The sequence below is a fragment of the Alteromonas portus genome, from assembly GCF_005117025.1.
In the GTDB taxonomy this organism is placed as follows: Bacteria; Pseudomonadota; Gammaproteobacteria; order Enterobacterales; family Alteromonadaceae; genus Alteromonas; species Alteromonas portus.
In genome coordinates this window covers 236,116-253,396 of the sequence record NZ_SWCO01000008.1, presented here as the reverse complement: position 1 = coordinate 253,396, position 17,281 = coordinate 236,116, and the positions used below count along the sequence as shown (strand labels likewise).

The following is a 17,281-nucleotide window of genomic DNA, read 5'->3' as shown; positions in this document are numbered from 1 at the left end:
ACCGTTTGAAATTGAAAAAGCCCACTGATGTGGGCTTTTTTGTATCGACTAAAAACGCTTTTCTATTCCAACTTCGAAGCGGCGCTGTGCCCCGAACCAACAGTTGTTGGTATCAAAACATGAACCTACATATTCTTTGTCGGTTAGATTGCTTATACTGCCAGTAAACCTAAGGTCATACTCTGGCATATCATAAGTGATGACTGCATCTATAAGTGTATAAGACGGTACTTCATCGGTATTGTATTTGTCGGCCTGTGTTTCTCCAACGTAGCGCACGCCAGCGCCAATCATTAGACCATCTAAGTTGTCTTCAAACAGGTAATTCGCCCACAGTGAAGCACTTTCCTCGGCGACCCATACTGGCGTATTGCCTACTTCTGCTGGGTCTAGCTCATTTTCTGTCACTTCCATATCTAAGAAGGTCGCGTTAGCCTGAAGTGAAAGAGCATTGGTGATATTTGTATTTAACTCTAGTTCAACACCTTTTGATTCAACTTCACCAGTTTGGGTACGCTGAAGAAAATCTGGTGTATTCACCACTACATTTTGTTTAGTAAGAACAAAATAAGCTCCGGTAAATGTAGTTGCGCCATCGCTTGATTGGAACTTAGTGCCTACTTCAATTTGATCGGCAGTGGTCGGCTCGAAGGCTTCACCCGTTACCGAGTCTATTCCCGTTACAGGTTCAAAAGATTCTGAGTAGTTTGCGTATACGCGCCAACCCGAATCAAAGGTATACATAGTGGCAACACGGCCTGAAAATTCGCTTTGGTCAATTTCGGTAGTGCTGCCGTATTCAAAACCGTCGTAAACGTTTGCAGCGACATCGGTGCTTTCAAAGTTATCGTAGCGACCGTTTAGCAGCACAGTAATGTTGTTGAACTGCATTTCGTTTTGAACATAAAAACCGAGTTGTTCAACATCGATATCGTGATCTTCTTGGTAGAAATCGAGCGGGAGCGCGCTAACATCAAAAAGATCGTTATCAATATTCACAAGGTTTAAAGGCGGTGTATTCGTGCCTAACGTATCGCGGTAGGCTACTGTAGAATCAGAATCTTGATAGTCGACACCGAACAGAAGGTTGTGAACTACATCGCCCGTAACTATCTGCCCTGCAATTTGTGTGTCTACCGTTATCCCATCGGTTTCTTCATCAGTTAAATAAGCAGAACGGTATAAATTGTTTTCGGCATCCAATACGGAATGGTAGCTATTGCGTTGAAGCGCTTCTGAATCTGTATATCTGAACTTTTGCAGTATCGACCAACTATCTGTTATTTGGTGGTTCAGTTTGTATCCAAGCATAAGCACTTCGCGTGAAAAGCTATTCCAGTTTTCATCGCCCGCATAGGTACTGGCGTCTAATTTTCCAAACTGGTCGCTATAAAGAGTGCCTTGGCCAGGTAGAGGAGTAGACGGGATCATCTCTGGATCATCTTGATAGTAGCCAGATAGTGTAAGTTCTGTTTCGCTACTAATATCTACGGTAACAGATGGGGCTATGGTATAGCGCTCGGTTTCTGTTGTGTCTTGAAACCCGTCACGCTTTCTTCCCAACATAACCAGCCTGTACCTTGCATTGTCGGTAAGTGCGCCCGCTGTGTCCAAACCTAGTTCAAACAAGCTGTCAGACCCCAATGCTGCTCTAACAAGGGTTTCATCTTCATCTTTAGGGTATTTAGCCACTTGGTTGACCATGCCGCCAGGCGGAACCAAACCATACAACGATGAGGCCGGACCCTTTAAGATCTCTAATGATTCAGTAGCAAACGCATCAACCTGAGGGTAAAGGTTCCAGCTATTGTTAGTAAGCAGCGGTAACCCATCGTAAAAGGTTTGGTAAGTCGTAAAACCTCGAATAGTAAACTGGTCGAAGATAGTAATAGTAGGGCGGCTTTCAGTGGTAACACCAGAGACGTAACGCAGGGCTTTGTTTACTGAATCAGCTTGGCGAAGTTGCAGTAAATCTTGGTCAATAACGCTAATGCTTACGGGCGATTCAATAGGACGAAGCGACGATTTCGTAGCAGTGCTTCTGTAAGACTGCATGGGGTTCACTTCGATATGCTCTAATTTCTCGTCTTCTTCCTCTTGCTGAGCGAATACACTAGTTGATGCTAATACAGCGAGTGCAAGTGCTGAAAGCGAAAAGGCAGTGTTTTTTGAAGCATTGCGTACCGCTGATGATGGCTTAATAAACGCCATAGATTCCTTCCTCGAGTGATAGATATTTGCAGTATAGACTTTAGTCTATCATTAGAGGGGTAATGATAATAGTTGTTATTAATTATTGCGTTTGTTTTCTGGAAGCTGGCATTTTTAAGGGTTTATGTCCGGTTTGTCAGTGGGGATTGCACTCTCTTTCTCGGTTAAATGCGATTTCCAGCGCTGCTGGGCAACATGGGCTTTCACCAATTCCAAGCATTCGTTTACAACGTTAAGTACTTCTTTATCTAGCGCGTCAGCAGTAGGAGTGTAGTCGTGCATGCCAACAGAAATAAAGTGGTCGATGCGCTCTGCATCTAAATCACTTAAAAGGTTTACAAGTGATGTGGTAACTATGTCAGTAACCGATTCTTCCAATGTATTTTCAATGGTTTTACCAATAACAGGTAGATAGTGAAGGGAAGAGACTTGCGCATTGCTTCGTACCGCTTTGCCTACGCTTTTTCGTACGTGCTCTCGAATTACCTCACCGTGCTCTTCGCTTTGAATAGACTGGCCTAAATGGTTAATAACGCCAGCCATCCATTGAGTTATCACAGGGCGACGGGGAGCCAGTACTTGTGCATTGATATCGTCTAACAAGGGCGAGCCCGCTGAAATGTCTTTTTGCGCGTCGCTAAGCACTTTGACAACAATTCGGTCACTTAACTCTTCAACGAAGACATCGTAGTAAAAGGCAAAAAAACGAAAGACGGCAGTTTGATTTAAGTCGATTATTTCGAATTTGTGGAGGCGGTGCAGAATAGAGAATATTCGCAAGAAACGAAATAAACGAGTTGGCCCGGTTGGAATGAGGCCGATAATGTCGTACCAGTGCAAGAAAGGAAAGAAATACCAGCGTAAATGTTCTTTACGTACAATCGCAACAATCCAGCGAAAGCAAAACTCAGTGAAAAATATGGCAATAAAAACTAAATCGACCAACAAAAAATTGTTGTGTATAGGGTCGTACGCACTAAGGAATGCAGGGAAATAGGTACCCAAAACACCATAAACAAAGTCTGTGGCATAAAGGGCATCGAAAATGAGCCATGCTAGGTTAACAAACAGTATACCTAACATGACTAAGTCTAAAATTAACCAAGGCGTTTCATGACTGTTTCGCAAATTTTCCCGGTTAATTCTTAGCATTTCCTTATCCTGTATGTTGACTTAAAGCGTGATGTAAATGCAGTTGGACATGAACAATATAGAACGCTAAGTGTTAAAGGTTAACTTGATGCATTCAACCTTGTTACGTCTACATAAAGCTTTAGCTTCTGGCCAGGTTGAAGATAGCGCTTGGTATTAAGCGAATTCCACTTACCGATATCACTAACTTTAACGTTAAATTTGCTAGCAATAAGCGACAATGAGTCCCCGTTTCTAACGGTATAAGTAAGTTTCTTCCTAACGCCGTCTTGTGCTTTCCCTTCTTGCCAAATCACTAATGTCTTGCCAGAGCGAAGCGTATCACCTGGCGCCATGCCGTTCCATTTCGCTAATTGTTTCGTGCTTACATTATACTTACGAGCAATATCCCATAGCGTATCACCTGTTTTAACGGTGTGACGTACTTTTTGCTTAGACGCTCCGCTATTTTGCAAGCTTGCTAGGCGCTGCTCTTGAGATAGTGTGTAGTTGTTTAGCTCTTGTAATGCCACTGGTACCATAATCGCCTGTCCTACACGGATCATTGACGAGTCTAGCTCATTTACCTTTTTAAGCACCTTAACTGTGGTGTGATACTGCTTTGCAATCTTACCTAAGCTATCGCCGGGTTTTACTGAATGGCGTACCCAGTTTAACCGCTCTTTTTGATCAATTTTTGCAAGCGCTTGAGAAAAGGCAGCCGCTTTATCAAGCGGAAGTACTAATCTATGAGGTCCCTCAGGCGACGTGGCCCAGCGGTTGAAGCCAGGGTTTAGCCCATGCAATTCCTTTAAAGACATACCGGCAAGTTCGGCCGCAAACGCTAAATCGACCTGAGAGCCAATATCAACCACTTCAATAACGGCAACGTTTTCCACTTCTGGCCATGAGTACGCATATTCATCTTTGTTTTTAAGAATATCAGCAAGAGCTAATAACTTAGGTACGTAAGCACGGGTTTCTTTGGGTAAATTCAGGTTCCAGAAATCAGTAGGTTTTCCTGCACGTTTGTTTGCTTTAATCGCTCGCTGCACACGACCTTCACCGCTGTTATAGGCAGCAAGTGCATGAAGCCAATTTCCGTCGAACATTTCATTTAAATAGGTAAGGTAGTCAAGTGCACCTTGAGTAGACGCAACAACGTCGCGACGTCCGTCGTACCACCAATTTTGCTGCATACCGAATCGTTTTCCGGTGCCAGGAATAAACTGCCACATTCCGGCTGCTCGCCCGTGAGAATAGGCAAAAGGATCGAATGCGCTTTCTACCACAGGAAGAAGAATTAACTCCATCGGCATATCGCGCTTTTCAATTTCCTCTGCAATATAGTAGAGGAAAGGCTTTGCGCGCTTTACCACGCGAGCCATATATTCAGGGTGTTTCAAATACCATTTTCGTTGGGCGCTAATACGCTTGTCATCAGGGATGGGAAGGGAGAAGTTTGCGCTAGCACGTTCCCAAACGTCTGTAACTACAGCTTGCGTATGTATGTCAGGTGTATCGGTAAGCTCGGCACCTTCTTCTAGCGTATCGTCATTCGGGTGAACGACTTCAACAACGCCATCTCTTGCTAATTCACAATCTGAAATGGCTTCTTCGTTGCTATAAATTTCACTGCACGCTTCTAAAGAGGCGTTTTCATTATTCTGTAACTGTGCATTGTCGCTACTGTCTTCGGTTAACTGACAACCCGTTAAACCTATCGCCAATAACAACGGCGATAGAGGAAAAAACTTCAACTGCATATATGAAGAAACCTCTTGGAGCACTGCAAACCGGCAATATTACGATAATCGGCTTACTTTTGCATCAAAACTCATCTTTCCAGCGGCGAACTGCAGCAAACACTGCAACATCGTCAGCCAGGTTATTTTCGCAATAGGCTTCGGCAGCAGTTTTCACAGAAAGTTCATGGGCGCGTAAAAATGGATTAATGTTTTTTTGCTCTTTGAGGTTACTCGGTAACGTAGGCAGACTTTGTGCGCGTTTTTCATCCACCCACTGCGCGTAGTCGCATAACGCTTTGTTGTTAGGCTCTACAGCCAAAGCAAATTGAACGTTGGCTTTGGTATATTCGTGGGTACAGTACACCTTAGTGGTGTCTGGAAGTCGCTTCAACTTATTTAATGAATGGTGCATTTGCTCTGGAGAGCCTTCAAACAATCGACCACAGCCAGCAGAAAACAGCGTATCGCCGCAAAATAGGACGCCATGCCCAAAGAAAGCAATATGGTCAAGAGTATGCCCTGGCACTTCCATAACTTGCAGTGACATTTTAAACACAGGAAGTGTAACGGTATCGCCTTGAGCCACCGATTTGGTAATGCCTCGTATATGGTTACCTCTGGGGCCTATAACAGGTAAATTGGGTACTGCCGACACTAACTTCGCAATGCCACCAGTGTGATCTCTATGATGATGGGTAATAAGCACTGCGCTAAGCGTTAAGCTTTTCGCTTTTAGGAAAGCCAATACAGGTTCAGCATCACCCGGGTCAACGACTATGGCGCTGTTACCGTTGTGAATGCACCAAATGTAATTGTCGGTAAAAGCGGGAATAGGATGAATTGTTACATCTGAAGGAAGTGTCTCTGCCGTCATAAGAGTACCTGCTTGTGTAGGTAGAATTATGCGTTACTATAGGGACTTGTGAACAGCAGAGCAACCTAAGAGCGCGCAGTGTTAATGAGATCGGCGTTTAAAGCCAAACCGCCTCGCTATCCTACAAACTGGGATGATTTTCCCGCTGGCGAGCATATTAGACATGCTGTGAATACTGTGTGTAACGATTATGCTGAGCGCATATTTGGGTATCACTTTGCCAAATTAGGTTCGCTAAGTGCCGGGATAAATCTCGATGGCAGCCCAATTAGACATCATATCAACTATGTTCCGTTTAATGACCAAGTTGGCGACATGCTAAATGACGACAATGTGAGTGGTGGCTTTTCCAACCGTAATTCAGAGTCAGGTACTTCATTAACCGAAGGCACAAGCGAACTAAACACAAGCAGAGAAAACACGGTAGTGGGGCAGTCGCACTGCTTACCCTTTGCCGAAAACAGCATTGATGGCTTTCTGTTAGCTAACGAATTAGATTTTGCGCAAGACCCTCACGAGATATTACGCGAAGTTGACCGCGTTATTACGCAAAACGGTTACGTTATCATCAGTGGTTTTAACCCGTTAAGCCTAGCTGGAATTGCCAAATTTCTACCGGTTAAACGTGGAAACATTTTGCACGATGCTCGCTTTTTTACGTCATATCGCATTAAAGATTGGCTTCAGTTGCTTGGATTTGAAATTGTTGAACAACGTCAAGTAATGTTCTCAACGCTCTTTTTTCAACAAAAGTGGAAAGGGGCGGTTAAGCTTCAGGATTATTTATCCTCTTATTTGCCTTGGTGCAGTGCGGTATATGTAATACTCGCGAAAAAGCGGGTGATCCCCATGACGGCAATAAAACCTAAACGCAATTTAAAGCCGCGTTTTTCCGCGGTAGGGGCAAGCGTAAGGACTTCTACGGTAAATCGTACGCTGCGTTAGTGGTGTTAATGTACATGCCATTCGCACTTAAAGCGGGCCATGTTTATAACTAAAAGGCCGTAATAAGCGTTAACCTTTTTAGATATTTGCTTGGTTGCTGTACCAGAACCCCAAGCTTTAGCGTTCATAAGCCAATTTGAAGGGGAGATGGAGATAGCTTGGCACGCTATCTCCATATTAAAGGTTTAATCGTTACTTGCGTTATACAAATGCACATCTCGCTGTGGATAAGGGATGCTAATACCTTCTTCATCAAAGGCTTTTTTAACTTTTTCCTGCATATCCCAGTAGTAAGGCCACAAGTCATCTGTACCGACCCACGGTCTAAACATCAGGTCGACTGAATTATCACCTAAGCCAGCTACGCAGATCCTAGGTGCAGGTTCGGTCAATGAGCGTTCGTCTTCTTCAAACAGACGTTGCAAAATTTTCTTTGCTTTGTCGATATCGTCATCGTAGCCAATACCAAATGTCATGTCGCAGCGGCGTTTATCATATACGCTAACGTTAGTTAGTGTGGCATTGGACAGATTCCCGTTGGGAATAACAACACGCCTATTGTCAAAGGTGTTAATTACAGTATAAAGAATTTGTATTTCTGCAACAGATCCTAAATGGCCTTCTGCTTCAATGGTGTCACCCACTTTAAAGGGTTTGAAAATCAGTATTAGTACACCGCCAGCAAAATTAGCCAGACTGCCTTGTAAAGCTAAACCTATAGCCAAACCTGCCGCCCCAACTACTGCAATAAATGAGGTGGTTTCAATACCTATCATAGAGGCAACAGAAATCAACAACATGACTTTTAAAACGGCACTAATAAGCCCGCATAAAAATTTGTTTAGCGTGGGGTCCTTTTTTCCTATTCGGTGATCCAATAGGTTTACAAAACGATTCACCAACCAAAGACCCACCACCAAAGTAAGAATAGCCAAGAGCAATTTGGGGGTATAAGTCATCACCAGTGATATGGCTTTTTCGGTTAATTCCGATAAATCGATATTAGTCCCGAATAAATCTTCCATAAATACCTCTTTCAATGATTAAACACCCTGACTACGTTAAAGAAAGAATGATAGATCGCCGTGAATTAACTCGAGTGGAATAGTTTTTTTGTTGATTTGAAGTCGGTAGCCTCTTTGACAAGAGGACAAGAGGACAAGAGGACAAGAGGACAAGAGGACAAGAGGACAAGAGGGCAAGAGGGCAATAGAAAATAGCGGATTAAGTTGCAGAACATGTGAGTAATGGTGGAGCTAGATGATGGGGGAGATTACTGAGTTTCTACGGCTGTGTGCTTGTACTTGGAGTATCTAGATAACTTTGGGTATTAAAAATTGAAGAGTTTCAATAACCGCTCAATAAAAAAGGTGACATCCCGTCGCTTAATCGCGCTGAATGTCACCTTATTTTTGTGGGGCGCTTTAAAGCTTACTTAACGCGCATACCCGGCTTCGCACCTTCGTGCGGCTCAAGAATGTATAGCTCGTCGCCACCAGGGCCCGCGGCTAATACCATGCCTTCACTCATGCCAAAACGCATTTTACGAGGGGCGAGGTTCGCCACCATTACTGTATGTTTACCGATTAGGGCTTCAGGCGAGTAGGCCGACTTAATACCCGCAAAAACTTGCTTAGTTTCGCCGCCTAAATCTAGCTCTAAACGTAAAAGCTTGTCAGCTTTTTCTACGTGTTCAGCTTTAGCGATACGTGCAATACGTAAATCTACCTTGGCGAACTCATCAAACGAGATAGTGTCGCTGATAGGATCTTTAGCTAGCGGGCTGTCTGGGTCGATAGCTGGTGCTGCTGGCGCTAGGCTTTCTTTTGAATCTTCAACCATGGCGTCGATTTTCTCCATTTCTACACGCTGCATCATCGGCTTAAATTTGTTGATGGCGTGGCCTTTCAATAGGGTTTGCAGTGAATTCCAGTCGAACTTGTCGTTTAGGAATTCTTCTGCTTTTTCTGCAAGTACAGGTAGTACAGGCTTCAAGTAAATAACCAACAGACGGAACATGTTGATACCTAGCGAGCACACATCGTGTGTGAACTGCTGCTTAGTCTCGTCTTTAATGGTTACCCAAGGTGCGTTGTTGTCGATGAACTGGTTTGCTTTGTCAGCAAGGGCCATAATCTCGCGCACGGCTTGGTGGTACTTACGCTTCTCAAATAGTGCAGCAATGCTTTCAGATGCGTTTTGGAACTCAGCAATCAGTTCTGGTTCAATCACGTTGTCAGACAGTTTTCCGTCAAAACGCTTAGTGATAAAGCTTGCACAGCGGCTTGCAATGTTAACCACTTTACCTACCAAGTCTGAATTCACTTTTTGTGCGAAGTCAGTAAAGTTTAGGTCGATGTCAGTAACACCGTCGCCTAACTTAGACGCAAAGTAGTAACGCAGATACTCTGGGTTCAGGTGATCAAGGTAAGTACGGCCTTTTATAAAAGTACCGCGCGACTTTGACATTTTCGCGCCGTTCACCGTTACAAAACCGTGAATGTTTACGCCAGTAGGCTTACGGTATCCCGCGCCTTCTAGCATGGCAGGCCAGAATAGGCAGTGGAAGTAGGTAATATCTTTACCGATAAAGTGATAAAGCTCAGCCTCTGAGTCTGCTTTCCAGAAGTCATCAAACTCTAGATTGTTTTGGTCGCAGAAGTTTTTGAAACTAGCCATGTAGCCAACAGGCGCATCCACCCACACGTAGAAGAACTTGTTCGGCGCACCTGGAATTTCAAAGCCGAAGTAAGGCGCGTCACGGCTGATGTCCCACTGTTGAAGACCTTCAGTAAACCATTCTTGCAGCTTGTTAGCCATTTCTTCCTGCAGGGCACCTGAGCGGATCCACTCTTTTAACATGCCTTCAAATTTTGGCAGGTCAAAGAAGAAGTGCTCAGACTCACGTAGCACTGGTGTAGCACCCGATACAACGCTGCGCGGGTTCTTTACTTCTGTTGGGCTATACGTTGCGCCACATACGTCACAGCTGTCGCCGTTTTGATCTTCTGCGCCACAGCTAGGGCAGGTACCCTTAACGAAACGGTCTGGCAAGAACATTTCTTTTTCAGGGTCGAACAGCTGATTAATGGTGCGTTTGCTGATGTAGCCCGCATTATCTAAACGGGTGTAAATTTCTTCACACAGCGCCTTGTTTTCTGGTGAATGGGTTACATAGTAGTTGTCGTAATCTACGTGAAAATCAACAAGGTCTTGGTGATGTTCAGCACGCGTTCTTGCCACCATTTCTTCAGGTGTAATGCCAAGCTCTTGGGCTTTAAGCATAACCGGCGTACCGTGTGCATCGTCGGCGCAAACACTGTAACATTCGTTTCCGCGAAGGCGCTGAAAACGAGTCCAGATGTCGGTTTGAATGTGTTCTAGCAAATGGCCTAAATGAATAGAGCCATTTGCGTATGGCAACGCACTGGTTACCAGAATTCGGCGTTTTTCTGACATAATGACGTTATTGATTCTTTGCGTTTCAAAATGGCTGCAAATACTAGCGGAAAACCGCGTTTTTTGCATTACGTAATTCACACAATTCTACTACTAGTAAGGCATTTTATGTTCTTTTCTCGCAAAGCAGAGCCGGTAACTCAAAAAGTTGCTGTAATTTTGGCCAAGTATTTTTCTTTAGATGTTGAAGATACCTTGCCATGGTGTGCTTTTAGCCAGCCAGAAAATGAAGATGCCGGTGTGACAGTTACTTTGCCGTTTTGTATTGCTACACAGCTAGACGCGCTTAAACAAGAAGTGCTTAACCAGCTAAAAGGGAATCTTGGCGATGACCAGCTTACGTTTAAACAAAACGTAGCGAGTGGAGAAACTGAAGTAGCACCGGTCACCAACATTAAAAACATCATAGCAGTGGCCTCTGGCAAGGGCGGTGTAGGTAAGTCGACAACCAGTATCAATTTAGCGTTTGCGCTTATGCAAGAAGGCGCGAAAGTTGGGATTTTAGATGCCGATATTTATGGTCCGTCTATTCCCATTATGTTGGGCAACCCCGATGCACACCCTGAAAGCGAAGATAATAAGCACATGCAGCCGCTAACTGCACATGGGCTGGTGGCAAACTCAATTGGCTATTTAGTGCCTCAGGAAGACGCGGCCGTGTGGCGTGGGCCAATGGCAAGCAGGGCGTTAAAGCAGTTGCTAGATGAAACCCTATGGCCCGTGCTGGACTACTTAATTGTAGATATGCCACCGGGTACAGGCGATATCCAACTGACGATGGCGCAACAAGTACCGCTGACTGCTTCAGTGGTAGTTACAACGCCGCAGGACTTAGCACTAGCCGACGCTCAAAAAGGTATAAGCATGTTTGAGAAAGTGAACGTGCCAGTATTAGGGCTTATTGAAAACATGAGTTATTACCAATGCAGAGCCTGTGGTACCAAAGACTATGTGTTTTCAAAAGACGGGGGCGAGGCGCTGGCCGAACGTCATGGAGTGCCGCTTTTGGGACAGCTACCGCTTGATATTCATATTCGCGAGCATGGCGATGCCGGCACGCCTTTGTTAATTACTTCGCCCGAAAGTGACTTAAGTGAAAGCTATCGCGAGGCAGCTAGAGCACTGTCTATGCAATTGGCCCTTACTGTTGCGCCTCGAAAAGGGGCAGTTAAACACATTAAAGGCAACCCGATTGGCATTGTTGGTAGAGAATAAAAGGATAAAGCAAGGTTAAGTGCTAACACGTGGTGCGCAATATTTGAGAAAGTTTACTTTGAAGCCAAGTTATAGGCCTAGCAAAGCAAAAATTGAGGTAAGTTCTGGCGCTTAAATTCAAATTCGTCATAAACTTAATAAAAATTGCGCAAAAGCAGATAAAACAAGCCTTTGAGCAGTTGAATGCATGCGGTGACATACGCATAATAGCGGCCTAACGAAATGAGGAATACACCATGCGCTTGTGCGACCGCGATATCTACCAACATCTGCAAGATGGAAAAATTAAAATCGACCCTACACCCAGCTATGATCAAATAAGTGGTGTAACGGTAGATATCCGCCTAGGTAATAAATTTCGCGTGTTTGAAGATCACCAAGCGCCGTTTATCGATTTAAGTGGGCCGAAAGCACAGGTTCAAGAAGCGCTTGACCATGTTATGAGCGATGAAATTGAGCTAGAAGAAGGTAAAGCGTTCTTCTTGCACCCGGGCGAGTTGGCACTAGCTATAACCTACGAATCAGTAACGCTGCCAGACAATATCGTTGGTTGGCTAGACGGGCGCTCTTCACTGGCGCGTTTGGGCTTAATGGTTCACGTGACCGCGCATAGAATCGACCCAGGTTGGTCGGGCAATATCGTTCTAGAGTTTTACAACAGTGGTAAGTTACCGCTGGCGCTTCGCCCTAAAATGAAAATAGGTGCACTTAGCTTTGAAGTGTTGTCAGCGCCAGCTGAAAAGCCGTACAACGCAAGAGTGGACGCAAAATACAAAGGCCAAGCAGGTGCAGTTGCAAGTCGAATCTCGTCAGACGACGAGAGTAAGTAAGAAAAATAGCCTTAAAAACAAGATTTTTTGGCAAAAGCTTAGTGCGTTTCTCGCTAATTACTGATAGAAAATATAAGAGCAATAACCAGGGTTACTGCCCTGGCACTTATAATAAAGCTATTAGTAACGGGAAGCGCAATGCATACAAATCCTGAACCTTCTTCAGATATTCAACAACGAAAGCCAACACGCAAAAACAGCATTATTCTTTTCGCGCTTATCGCCGCTGTTTTGGGTGGCATGGGGTTGTGGGCTGTAGATCAGCCTAGCGAAATAATCTTTACTGCTGCGATCACACTATTTGTAGCGATACTTTGGGTAACTGAAGCACTTCCCATTCCCGCTACCTCACTTTTACCTTTCGCGCTGTTTCCGCTATTCGGTGTGCTTTCACACAGTGAAGCTGCGTCAGCGTTAGGAAGTCATGTCATTATTTTATTAATGGCTGCCTTTATGCTGTCAAAAGGGTTGGAGCGCGCTAATTTACACAAGCGATTTGCTATTTACATGCTGCGTGTAACAGGCAGCGGCAGCCCGCTTAAACTGGTGTTGGGCTTCATGCTGACAACTGCAGTACTTAGTATGTGGATTAGTAACACGGCTACAGTTTTAATGATGTTGCCAATGGCTATCGCCATTATTAATGCTGTAGATAACCCGCGATTTGGCGTGGCCCTTATTTTGGGTATTGCGTATTCGGCAAGTTTAGGTGGGGTAGGCACGCCAATTGGCACGCCACCGAATATTATATTCATGAGCGTATATGAAGAAACACTAGGTGTTGAATACAGCTTTATCGACTGGATGAAAACCGGCGTACCCATTGTGATCCTTGGTGTGCCGATTATGGCTTTATGGTTAGCACGCGGTATAAAAGAAGTGGGAAACATCGATTTACCCATACCAAGCACGTGGACGAAAGCCGAAAAGCGTGTACTTGCCATTTTTGGAACGGTTGCAATGGCGTGGATATTCAGACCTTTTTGGACTGCATGGATAGGGGTAACTACTATCAGTGATAGCACTATAGCCGTTGCGGGTGTTGCCGCCATGTTTTTCACCAATAGCGGCAATGATAACGGTGAAGTAGACGCAAAAGGCAACCGCGACAAGCTACTAGACTGGAAAACCGCTAACGATATCCCATGGGGAATGTTGCTTTTGTTTGCGGGCGGTATTTGTATTGCAAAAGCATTTATGTCTTCAGGCTTAAGTGTGTTGATGGGCTCGTGGTTAACAGGGCTTGCAACCTTACCCGTTTTACTACTTGTACTGGGCATTTGCTTATTCGTAACTTTTCTTACAGAAATTACTTCTAATACCGCAACGTCTACACTTCTTATGCCGATATTGGCTGCAGCTGGGCTAGCGGTAGGCGTTGACCCTAAATTACTTATGATACCGGCGGCCATTAGCGCAAGTTGTGCTTTTATGTTGCCTGTAGCAACTGCGCCTAACGCCATTGCGTACTCAACAGAAAAGTTCGATATTAAAACCATGGCAAGAGAAGGAGTAATGTTGAACCTGCTGGTGGCGCTAGTCGTGACTGCGGTGTGCTACGTTACCTTGGCCTGATATCAAAAAAGCGGCAATCAGGTGTTTTAATGTAGAAATTTGCAAAGATGGTTAGCAATTGAGCGCTTAAACAGGCTTATTGCTAATTCTCGTTGCATTGTGAACAAATTTGAGTAGACTTACTCGCTCTTTCGGTCGGTGTGTAGCGCAGCCTGGTAGCGCACTGTCATGGGGTGTCAGGGGTCGGAGGTTCAAATCCTCTCACACCGACCAACTTCTCTCTTCGAAGCGACACCCACGCACTTAATCTTCTATAAATCCAAAAATTGGGCACCTACCCAACGTTCTCGGTATTGCTTGCGCTTTTTCATATAGACCAAAAGCAAGTGCATGTATTCGTGGCCATTGTTTTCACTAATAAGCGCCCAAAAACTATTAATGTTTTGAGCTAAAGGTTAGCGTAACACTAACTCTCAACGGGTATACAAACGGTTACCGTGGTTCCTTCACCAGGCGACGATATTAAATCAATCTCTCCGTTAAATTTCTGTCGAACCAGGTTGTATAAGATATTCAGGCCAAGTCCTGTACCGCCTTTGTCACGAGCAGTTGTATAAAAAGGCTCGAACACCTTCTTGTGAAATTCGGCAGGAATGCCTTTTCCGTTGTCTTTAACGCTTACCACAACACCTTCGTCACTCTTGCTACAACTTACTGTGACTTGATTCACCTCGTTTTTTATTGATGAGTCGAAAGCATGGCGCTGGGCATTCGATATTAAATTAGTCAGTAATTGGGCAATAACACCAGGGCAGGTTGTAATAACCAAATCTGGGGTAACATCGATACTAAGCTCGATTTGCTCTTTGCGAAGCATAGGTTTTAATGGGTTGCAAACCCGAGGGATATATTCATCCAGTGCGATTTCTTCAATTTCTAGAGATGTTTGGTCGGCAGAGGTTCGCTTAAAATCTTGAACCAAGTTCGCAGCTCGCATTAGACTTGTTTCGGCTAAATTTAATCCTTCAGAGCAAATTGACTCAAAATCTTTAAAGCCTTGTTCAGTTAATTCGTCATTTTCGAAGTCTCGATAAATGTCTTTTAGCTCTTCTTTGCAATTACTTACAGAGGTAAGTGCAATCCCCAAAGGCGTATTAACTTCGTGGGCAATGCCTGCTACCAGATTACCTAACGCGGCCATTTTTTCTGACTCGACAAGTTTTTCTTGGGCAGCCTCAAGCTCTGCAGTACGGTCTTTAACTTTTTGTTCAAGGGTTTGGTTGGCTTCAATTAATTTTTGTTCGTAATCTGCGCGTTCGTTGGCACTGACTGCGCGGCCGTAAAGGTCGGCAAGTGACGCAGCGAAAACAATTTCATCGTCAAGCCATTTTCTAGCCTCGCCTTGGTGTTCACAACAGATTATCCCTATCATTTTGCCACGGTGGCGAATAGGGACGTCTAACATAGAACTGATGCCAAGTGGCGTTAAATACACTTCTGAAAATTCGAAGGTTGCAACGTCTGTTATCGCGTCGTGTGCTGCGATAGTTCTGCCCGAGTCAAGTGCTTCAAAGTAGTGGGGAAAGTCTCTTCGGGTTAACACTAAACTTTCATTGTCAAGGTCGTTGCCTTTGTCGATAAGTAATGTGCACTGCACCAGCGTCTGGCCTTCATCATATAACCAAATACCCGCTCGTGTAATTTCCAAGCCTTCACATACCGAATTGATAATTAGCCTTGAAGCAACGTCTAATTCGCCTTTGTCGATGTCAGGGCTTTGACTAACGCGTAGTAAAATTAACTCTAGGTTTTCTTTCATTCATCTTCGTCCGGTTCTGTGGCACGGATCTCTAGTATTCTATCGAAGTGCTCTAGCATTATATGGGTGATTAGCGGGTCGAACTGTTTACCTGCGTTTTCTTCAAGGTAAGCTTTTACCTCATCAACGCTCCATGCAGGTTTGTAGCAACGTTTAGATAGAAGGGCGTCAACCACGTCAACAATAGCCATAATGCGGCCTTCAACAGGGATGTTATCTCCAGCCAGTCCTTCAGGATAGCCTTTTCCATCCCACCTTTCATGGTGTGTTTTGGCGATGATTGCACCCATCTTGGCAACGATGCGATCAGAGCCGGCAAGCAGTTCATAACCTTTCTGAGCGTGAGTTTTCATAATTTCCCACTCATCAGGGTCAAGCTTTCCAGGCTTGTGCAAAATAGTTTCAGGTATGCTGATTTTCCCCACGTCGTGAAGGGCCGCAGAGTAGCGAATGGTATCTATGAACTCTCGGCTCATGTGTAGCTTTTCAGCAAGAAACTCTGTCATTAAAATCACCCGTCTAACGTGTCCACCAGTTTCTTTGCTGCGCATCTCGATGGCATCGCTTAGCACCATGATCAGCTCTTTTTGCGTTTTTTGTATATCTTCTTTTTGAGTAAGGTTTTGAAAAATAACCGCAACGTTTGACGCGAACATCTCTAATGTTTGTCGCTGCATATCATTTAGAGGCTGCTCGAGCTTTACATAAAGGATATTGTGGCTGTCGTCTCCTGTGGGGTAATAGCCAATGAACACCTTGTCGCTTTGAAAGTGCGATTTATTTGCTAATACCTGTTTAACCTCTTCTTCAATTGCCTCTGGTATGCGAGTTGAAATACCAGGCTCACACAGGCCAATTAGGTCTCCGCTTGCCCCTAATACGGTCATACTCGTATCGCCATACAAATCGGTATGCTGGGTAGACAGGTATAACACTGAGTTGTTTAAATTTAGAAGGGTAAGGGTTTGTTTGAGAACAGCAGTGCCAAATTGCGCCAATGACTGACTAGCTAATACAGACGAGGACGATTTTAAAACCTCTTCCATGCCACGCTTGCCTTGCTCTATGGTTTGTATATCCCGGTATGATCGTATAGCCGTGTATACGCATGATTTAAGCTTTAGCGATGAAAGCTCTGTTTTAGCTTTGTAGTCATTGATGTCATACCGTCTAATAACGTCTTCCTCAGGAGCTTGCCCTGGTTGACCTGTTCGCAATATGAGTCTGGTAATATGATTTGCTAGGTCGTTGCGAATGGCATCTACTAGCTTTAAGCCTGCGTCGTCTGTTTCCATCACCACATCTACAAACGCAAGGGCAATATCAGGATTCGCTTTTAATAAGGCTAACCCTTCTTCACCGCTGTAGGCAGATAAAAATTCTACGCCACGCTTTTCAAAACTAAATTTACGCAGTGTTAATTTGGTGACCTCATGAACGCCTTCTTCATCATCGATGATGGCAATTTTCCATGGGGCTAGACGAGGGGGACTTTGTTCAGTTTTTGACTTTTTGAATAACGACATACACAGTG

General features: G+C 44.5%; 12 protein-coding genes and 1 tRNA gene. 5 read left to right on the top strand and 8 right to left on the bottom strand.

Features of this window, described 5'->3' with window-relative positions; all coding sequences use genetic code 11:
• Nucleotides 1-48: 48 nt before the first annotated feature.
• From E5672_RS14780 to gloB, 4 genes are all read right to left on the bottom strand, one after another.
• Nucleotides 49-2,211, bottom strand: a complete 2,163-nt coding sequence (locus E5672_RS14780) for a TonB-dependent siderophore receptor (protein WP_136782897.1) — start codon at nucleotides 2,209-2,211, stop codon at nucleotides 49-51.
• A 114-nt stretch (nucleotides 2,212-2,325) separates the two neighbouring features.
• Nucleotides 2,326-3,363, bottom strand: a complete 1,038-nt coding sequence (locus tag E5672_RS14775; RefSeq protein ID WP_136782896.1) for an ion transporter — start codon at nucleotides 3,361-3,363, stop codon at nucleotides 2,326-2,328.
• 80 nt (nucleotides 3,364-3,443) lie between these two features.
• Nucleotides 3,444-5,108: a lytic transglycosylase gene (locus E5672_RS14770; RefSeq protein WP_136782895.1), complete on the bottom strand. Its 1,665-nt coding sequence runs from the start codon at nucleotides 5,106-5,108 to the stop codon at nucleotides 3,444-3,446.
• Between the two features lie 64 nt (nucleotides 5,109-5,172).
• Entirely contained in the window at nucleotides 5,173-5,964 is a 792-nt protein-coding gene (gloB, locus tag E5672_RS14765) for a hydroxyacylglutathione hydrolase (RefSeq protein WP_136782894.1), read from the bottom strand.
• Between the two features lie 84 nt (nucleotides 5,965-6,048).
• Here gloB and E5672_RS14760 point away from each other — a divergent pair, with 84 nt between their 5' ends.
• Nucleotides 6,049-6,909, top strand: a complete 861-nt coding sequence (locus E5672_RS14760; protein WP_136783029.1) for a class I SAM-dependent methyltransferase — start codon at nucleotides 6,049-6,051, stop codon at nucleotides 6,907-6,909.
• A 185-nt stretch (nucleotides 6,910-7,094) separates the two neighbouring features.
• On the opposite strand, the gene E5672_RS14755 is transcribed toward E5672_RS14760, so the two are convergent.
• Nucleotides 7,095-7,934 carry a mechanosensitive ion channel family protein gene (locus E5672_RS14755; RefSeq protein ID WP_136782893.1) on the bottom strand — a complete coding sequence of 280 codons (840 nt, stop codon included), beginning with the start codon at nucleotides 7,932-7,934 and terminating at the stop codon, nucleotides 7,095-7,097.
• 406 nt (nucleotides 7,935-8,340) lie between these two features.
• Nucleotides 8,341-10,368 (bottom strand): methionine--tRNA ligase, encoded by a 2,028-nt coding sequence (gene metG / locus E5672_RS14750; RefSeq protein WP_014976866.1) that lies wholly within the window; start codon nucleotides 10,366-10,368, stop codon nucleotides 8,341-8,343.
• 108 nt (nucleotides 10,369-10,476) lie between these two features.
• Here metG and apbC point away from each other — a divergent pair, with 108 nt between their 5' ends.
• The 4 genes from apbC to E5672_RS14730 all read left to right on the top strand — a co-directional run bounded on the left by apbC (nucleotide 10,477) and on the right by E5672_RS14730 (nucleotide 14,201).
• Complete coding sequence (gene apbC, locus E5672_RS14745) at nucleotides 10,477-11,583, top strand: iron-sulfur cluster carrier protein ApbC (RefSeq protein ID WP_136782892.1); 1,107 nt, start codon at nucleotides 10,477-10,479, stop codon at nucleotides 11,581-11,583.
• A 236-nt stretch (nucleotides 11,584-11,819) separates the two neighbouring features.
• The gene (dcd, locus tag E5672_RS14740; protein ID WP_136782891.1) at nucleotides 11,820-12,413 is read left to right on the top strand and encodes a dCTP deaminase; all 594 of its coding nucleotides are present in this window, start codon (nucleotides 11,820-11,822) and stop codon (nucleotides 12,411-12,413) included.
• Between the two features lie 138 nt (nucleotides 12,414-12,551).
• A complete protein-coding gene (locus tag E5672_RS14735; RefSeq protein WP_136782890.1) occupies nucleotides 12,552-13,988 on the top strand; it encodes an SLC13 family permease in 1,437 nt (478 codons plus the stop codon).
• A 136-nt stretch (nucleotides 13,989-14,124) separates the two neighbouring features.
• A tRNA-Pro gene (locus E5672_RS14730) sits at nucleotides 14,125-14,201 on the top strand.
• A gap of 193 nt (nucleotides 14,202-14,394) precedes the next feature.
• On the opposite strand, the gene E5672_RS14720 is transcribed toward E5672_RS14730, so the two are convergent.
• Together E5672_RS14720 and E5672_RS14715 are read right to left on the bottom strand one after the other, a co-directional pair.
• The gene (locus E5672_RS14720; RefSeq protein WP_136782889.1) at nucleotides 14,395-15,747 is read right to left on the bottom strand and encodes a sensor histidine kinase; all 1,353 of its coding nucleotides are present in this window, start codon (nucleotides 15,745-15,747) and stop codon (nucleotides 14,395-14,397) included.
• A complete protein-coding gene (locus E5672_RS14715) occupies nucleotides 15,744-17,273 on the bottom strand; it encodes a DUF3369 domain-containing protein (protein WP_136782888.1) in 1,530 nt (509 codons plus the stop codon). Before E5672_RS14715 ends, E5672_RS14720 begins: the two co-directional genes overlap by 4 nt.
• Nucleotides 17,274-17,281: the final 8 nt, after the last annotated feature.

Coding starts and splice junctions, on each gene's coding strand:
- E5672_RS14780 (WP_136782897.1), bottom strand. CDS start 2,211: ATGGCGTTTATTAAGCCATCATCAGCGGTACGCAATGCTTCAAAAAAC.
- E5672_RS14775 (WP_136782896.1), bottom strand. CDS start 3,363: ATGCTAAGAATTAACCGGGAAAATTTGCGAAACAGTCATGAAACGCCT.
- E5672_RS14770 (WP_136782895.1), bottom strand. CDS start 5,108: ATGCAGTTGAAGTTTTTTCCTCTATCGCCGTTGTTATTGGCGATAGGT.
- gloB (WP_136782894.1), bottom strand. CDS start 5,964: ATGACGGCAGAGACACTTCCTTCAGATGTAACAATTCATCCTATTCCC.
- E5672_RS14760 (WP_136783029.1), top strand. CDS start 6,049: ATGAGATCGGCGTTTAAAGCCAAACCGCCTCGCTATCCTACAAACTGG.
- E5672_RS14755 (WP_136782893.1), bottom strand. CDS start 7,934: ATGGAAGATTTATTCGGGACTAATATCGATTTATCGGAATTAACCGAA.
- metG (WP_014976866.1), bottom strand. CDS start 10,368: ATGTCAGAAAAACGCCGAATTCTGGTAACCAGTGCGTTGCCATACGCA.
- apbC (WP_136782892.1), top strand. CDS start 10,477: ATGTTCTTTTCTCGCAAAGCAGAGCCGGTAACTCAAAAAGTTGCTGTA.
- dcd (WP_136782891.1), top strand. CDS start 11,820: ATGCGCTTGTGCGACCGCGATATCTACCAACATCTGCAAGATGGAAAA.
- E5672_RS14735 (WP_136782890.1), top strand. CDS start 12,552: ATGCATACAAATCCTGAACCTTCTTCAGATATTCAACAACGAAAGCCA.
- E5672_RS14720 (WP_136782889.1), bottom strand. CDS start 15,747: ATGAAAGAAAACCTAGAGTTAATTTTACTACGCGTTAGTCAAAGCCCT.
- E5672_RS14715 (WP_136782888.1), bottom strand. CDS start 17,273: ATGTCGTTATTCAAAAAGTCAAAAACTGAACAAAGTCCCCCTCGTCTA.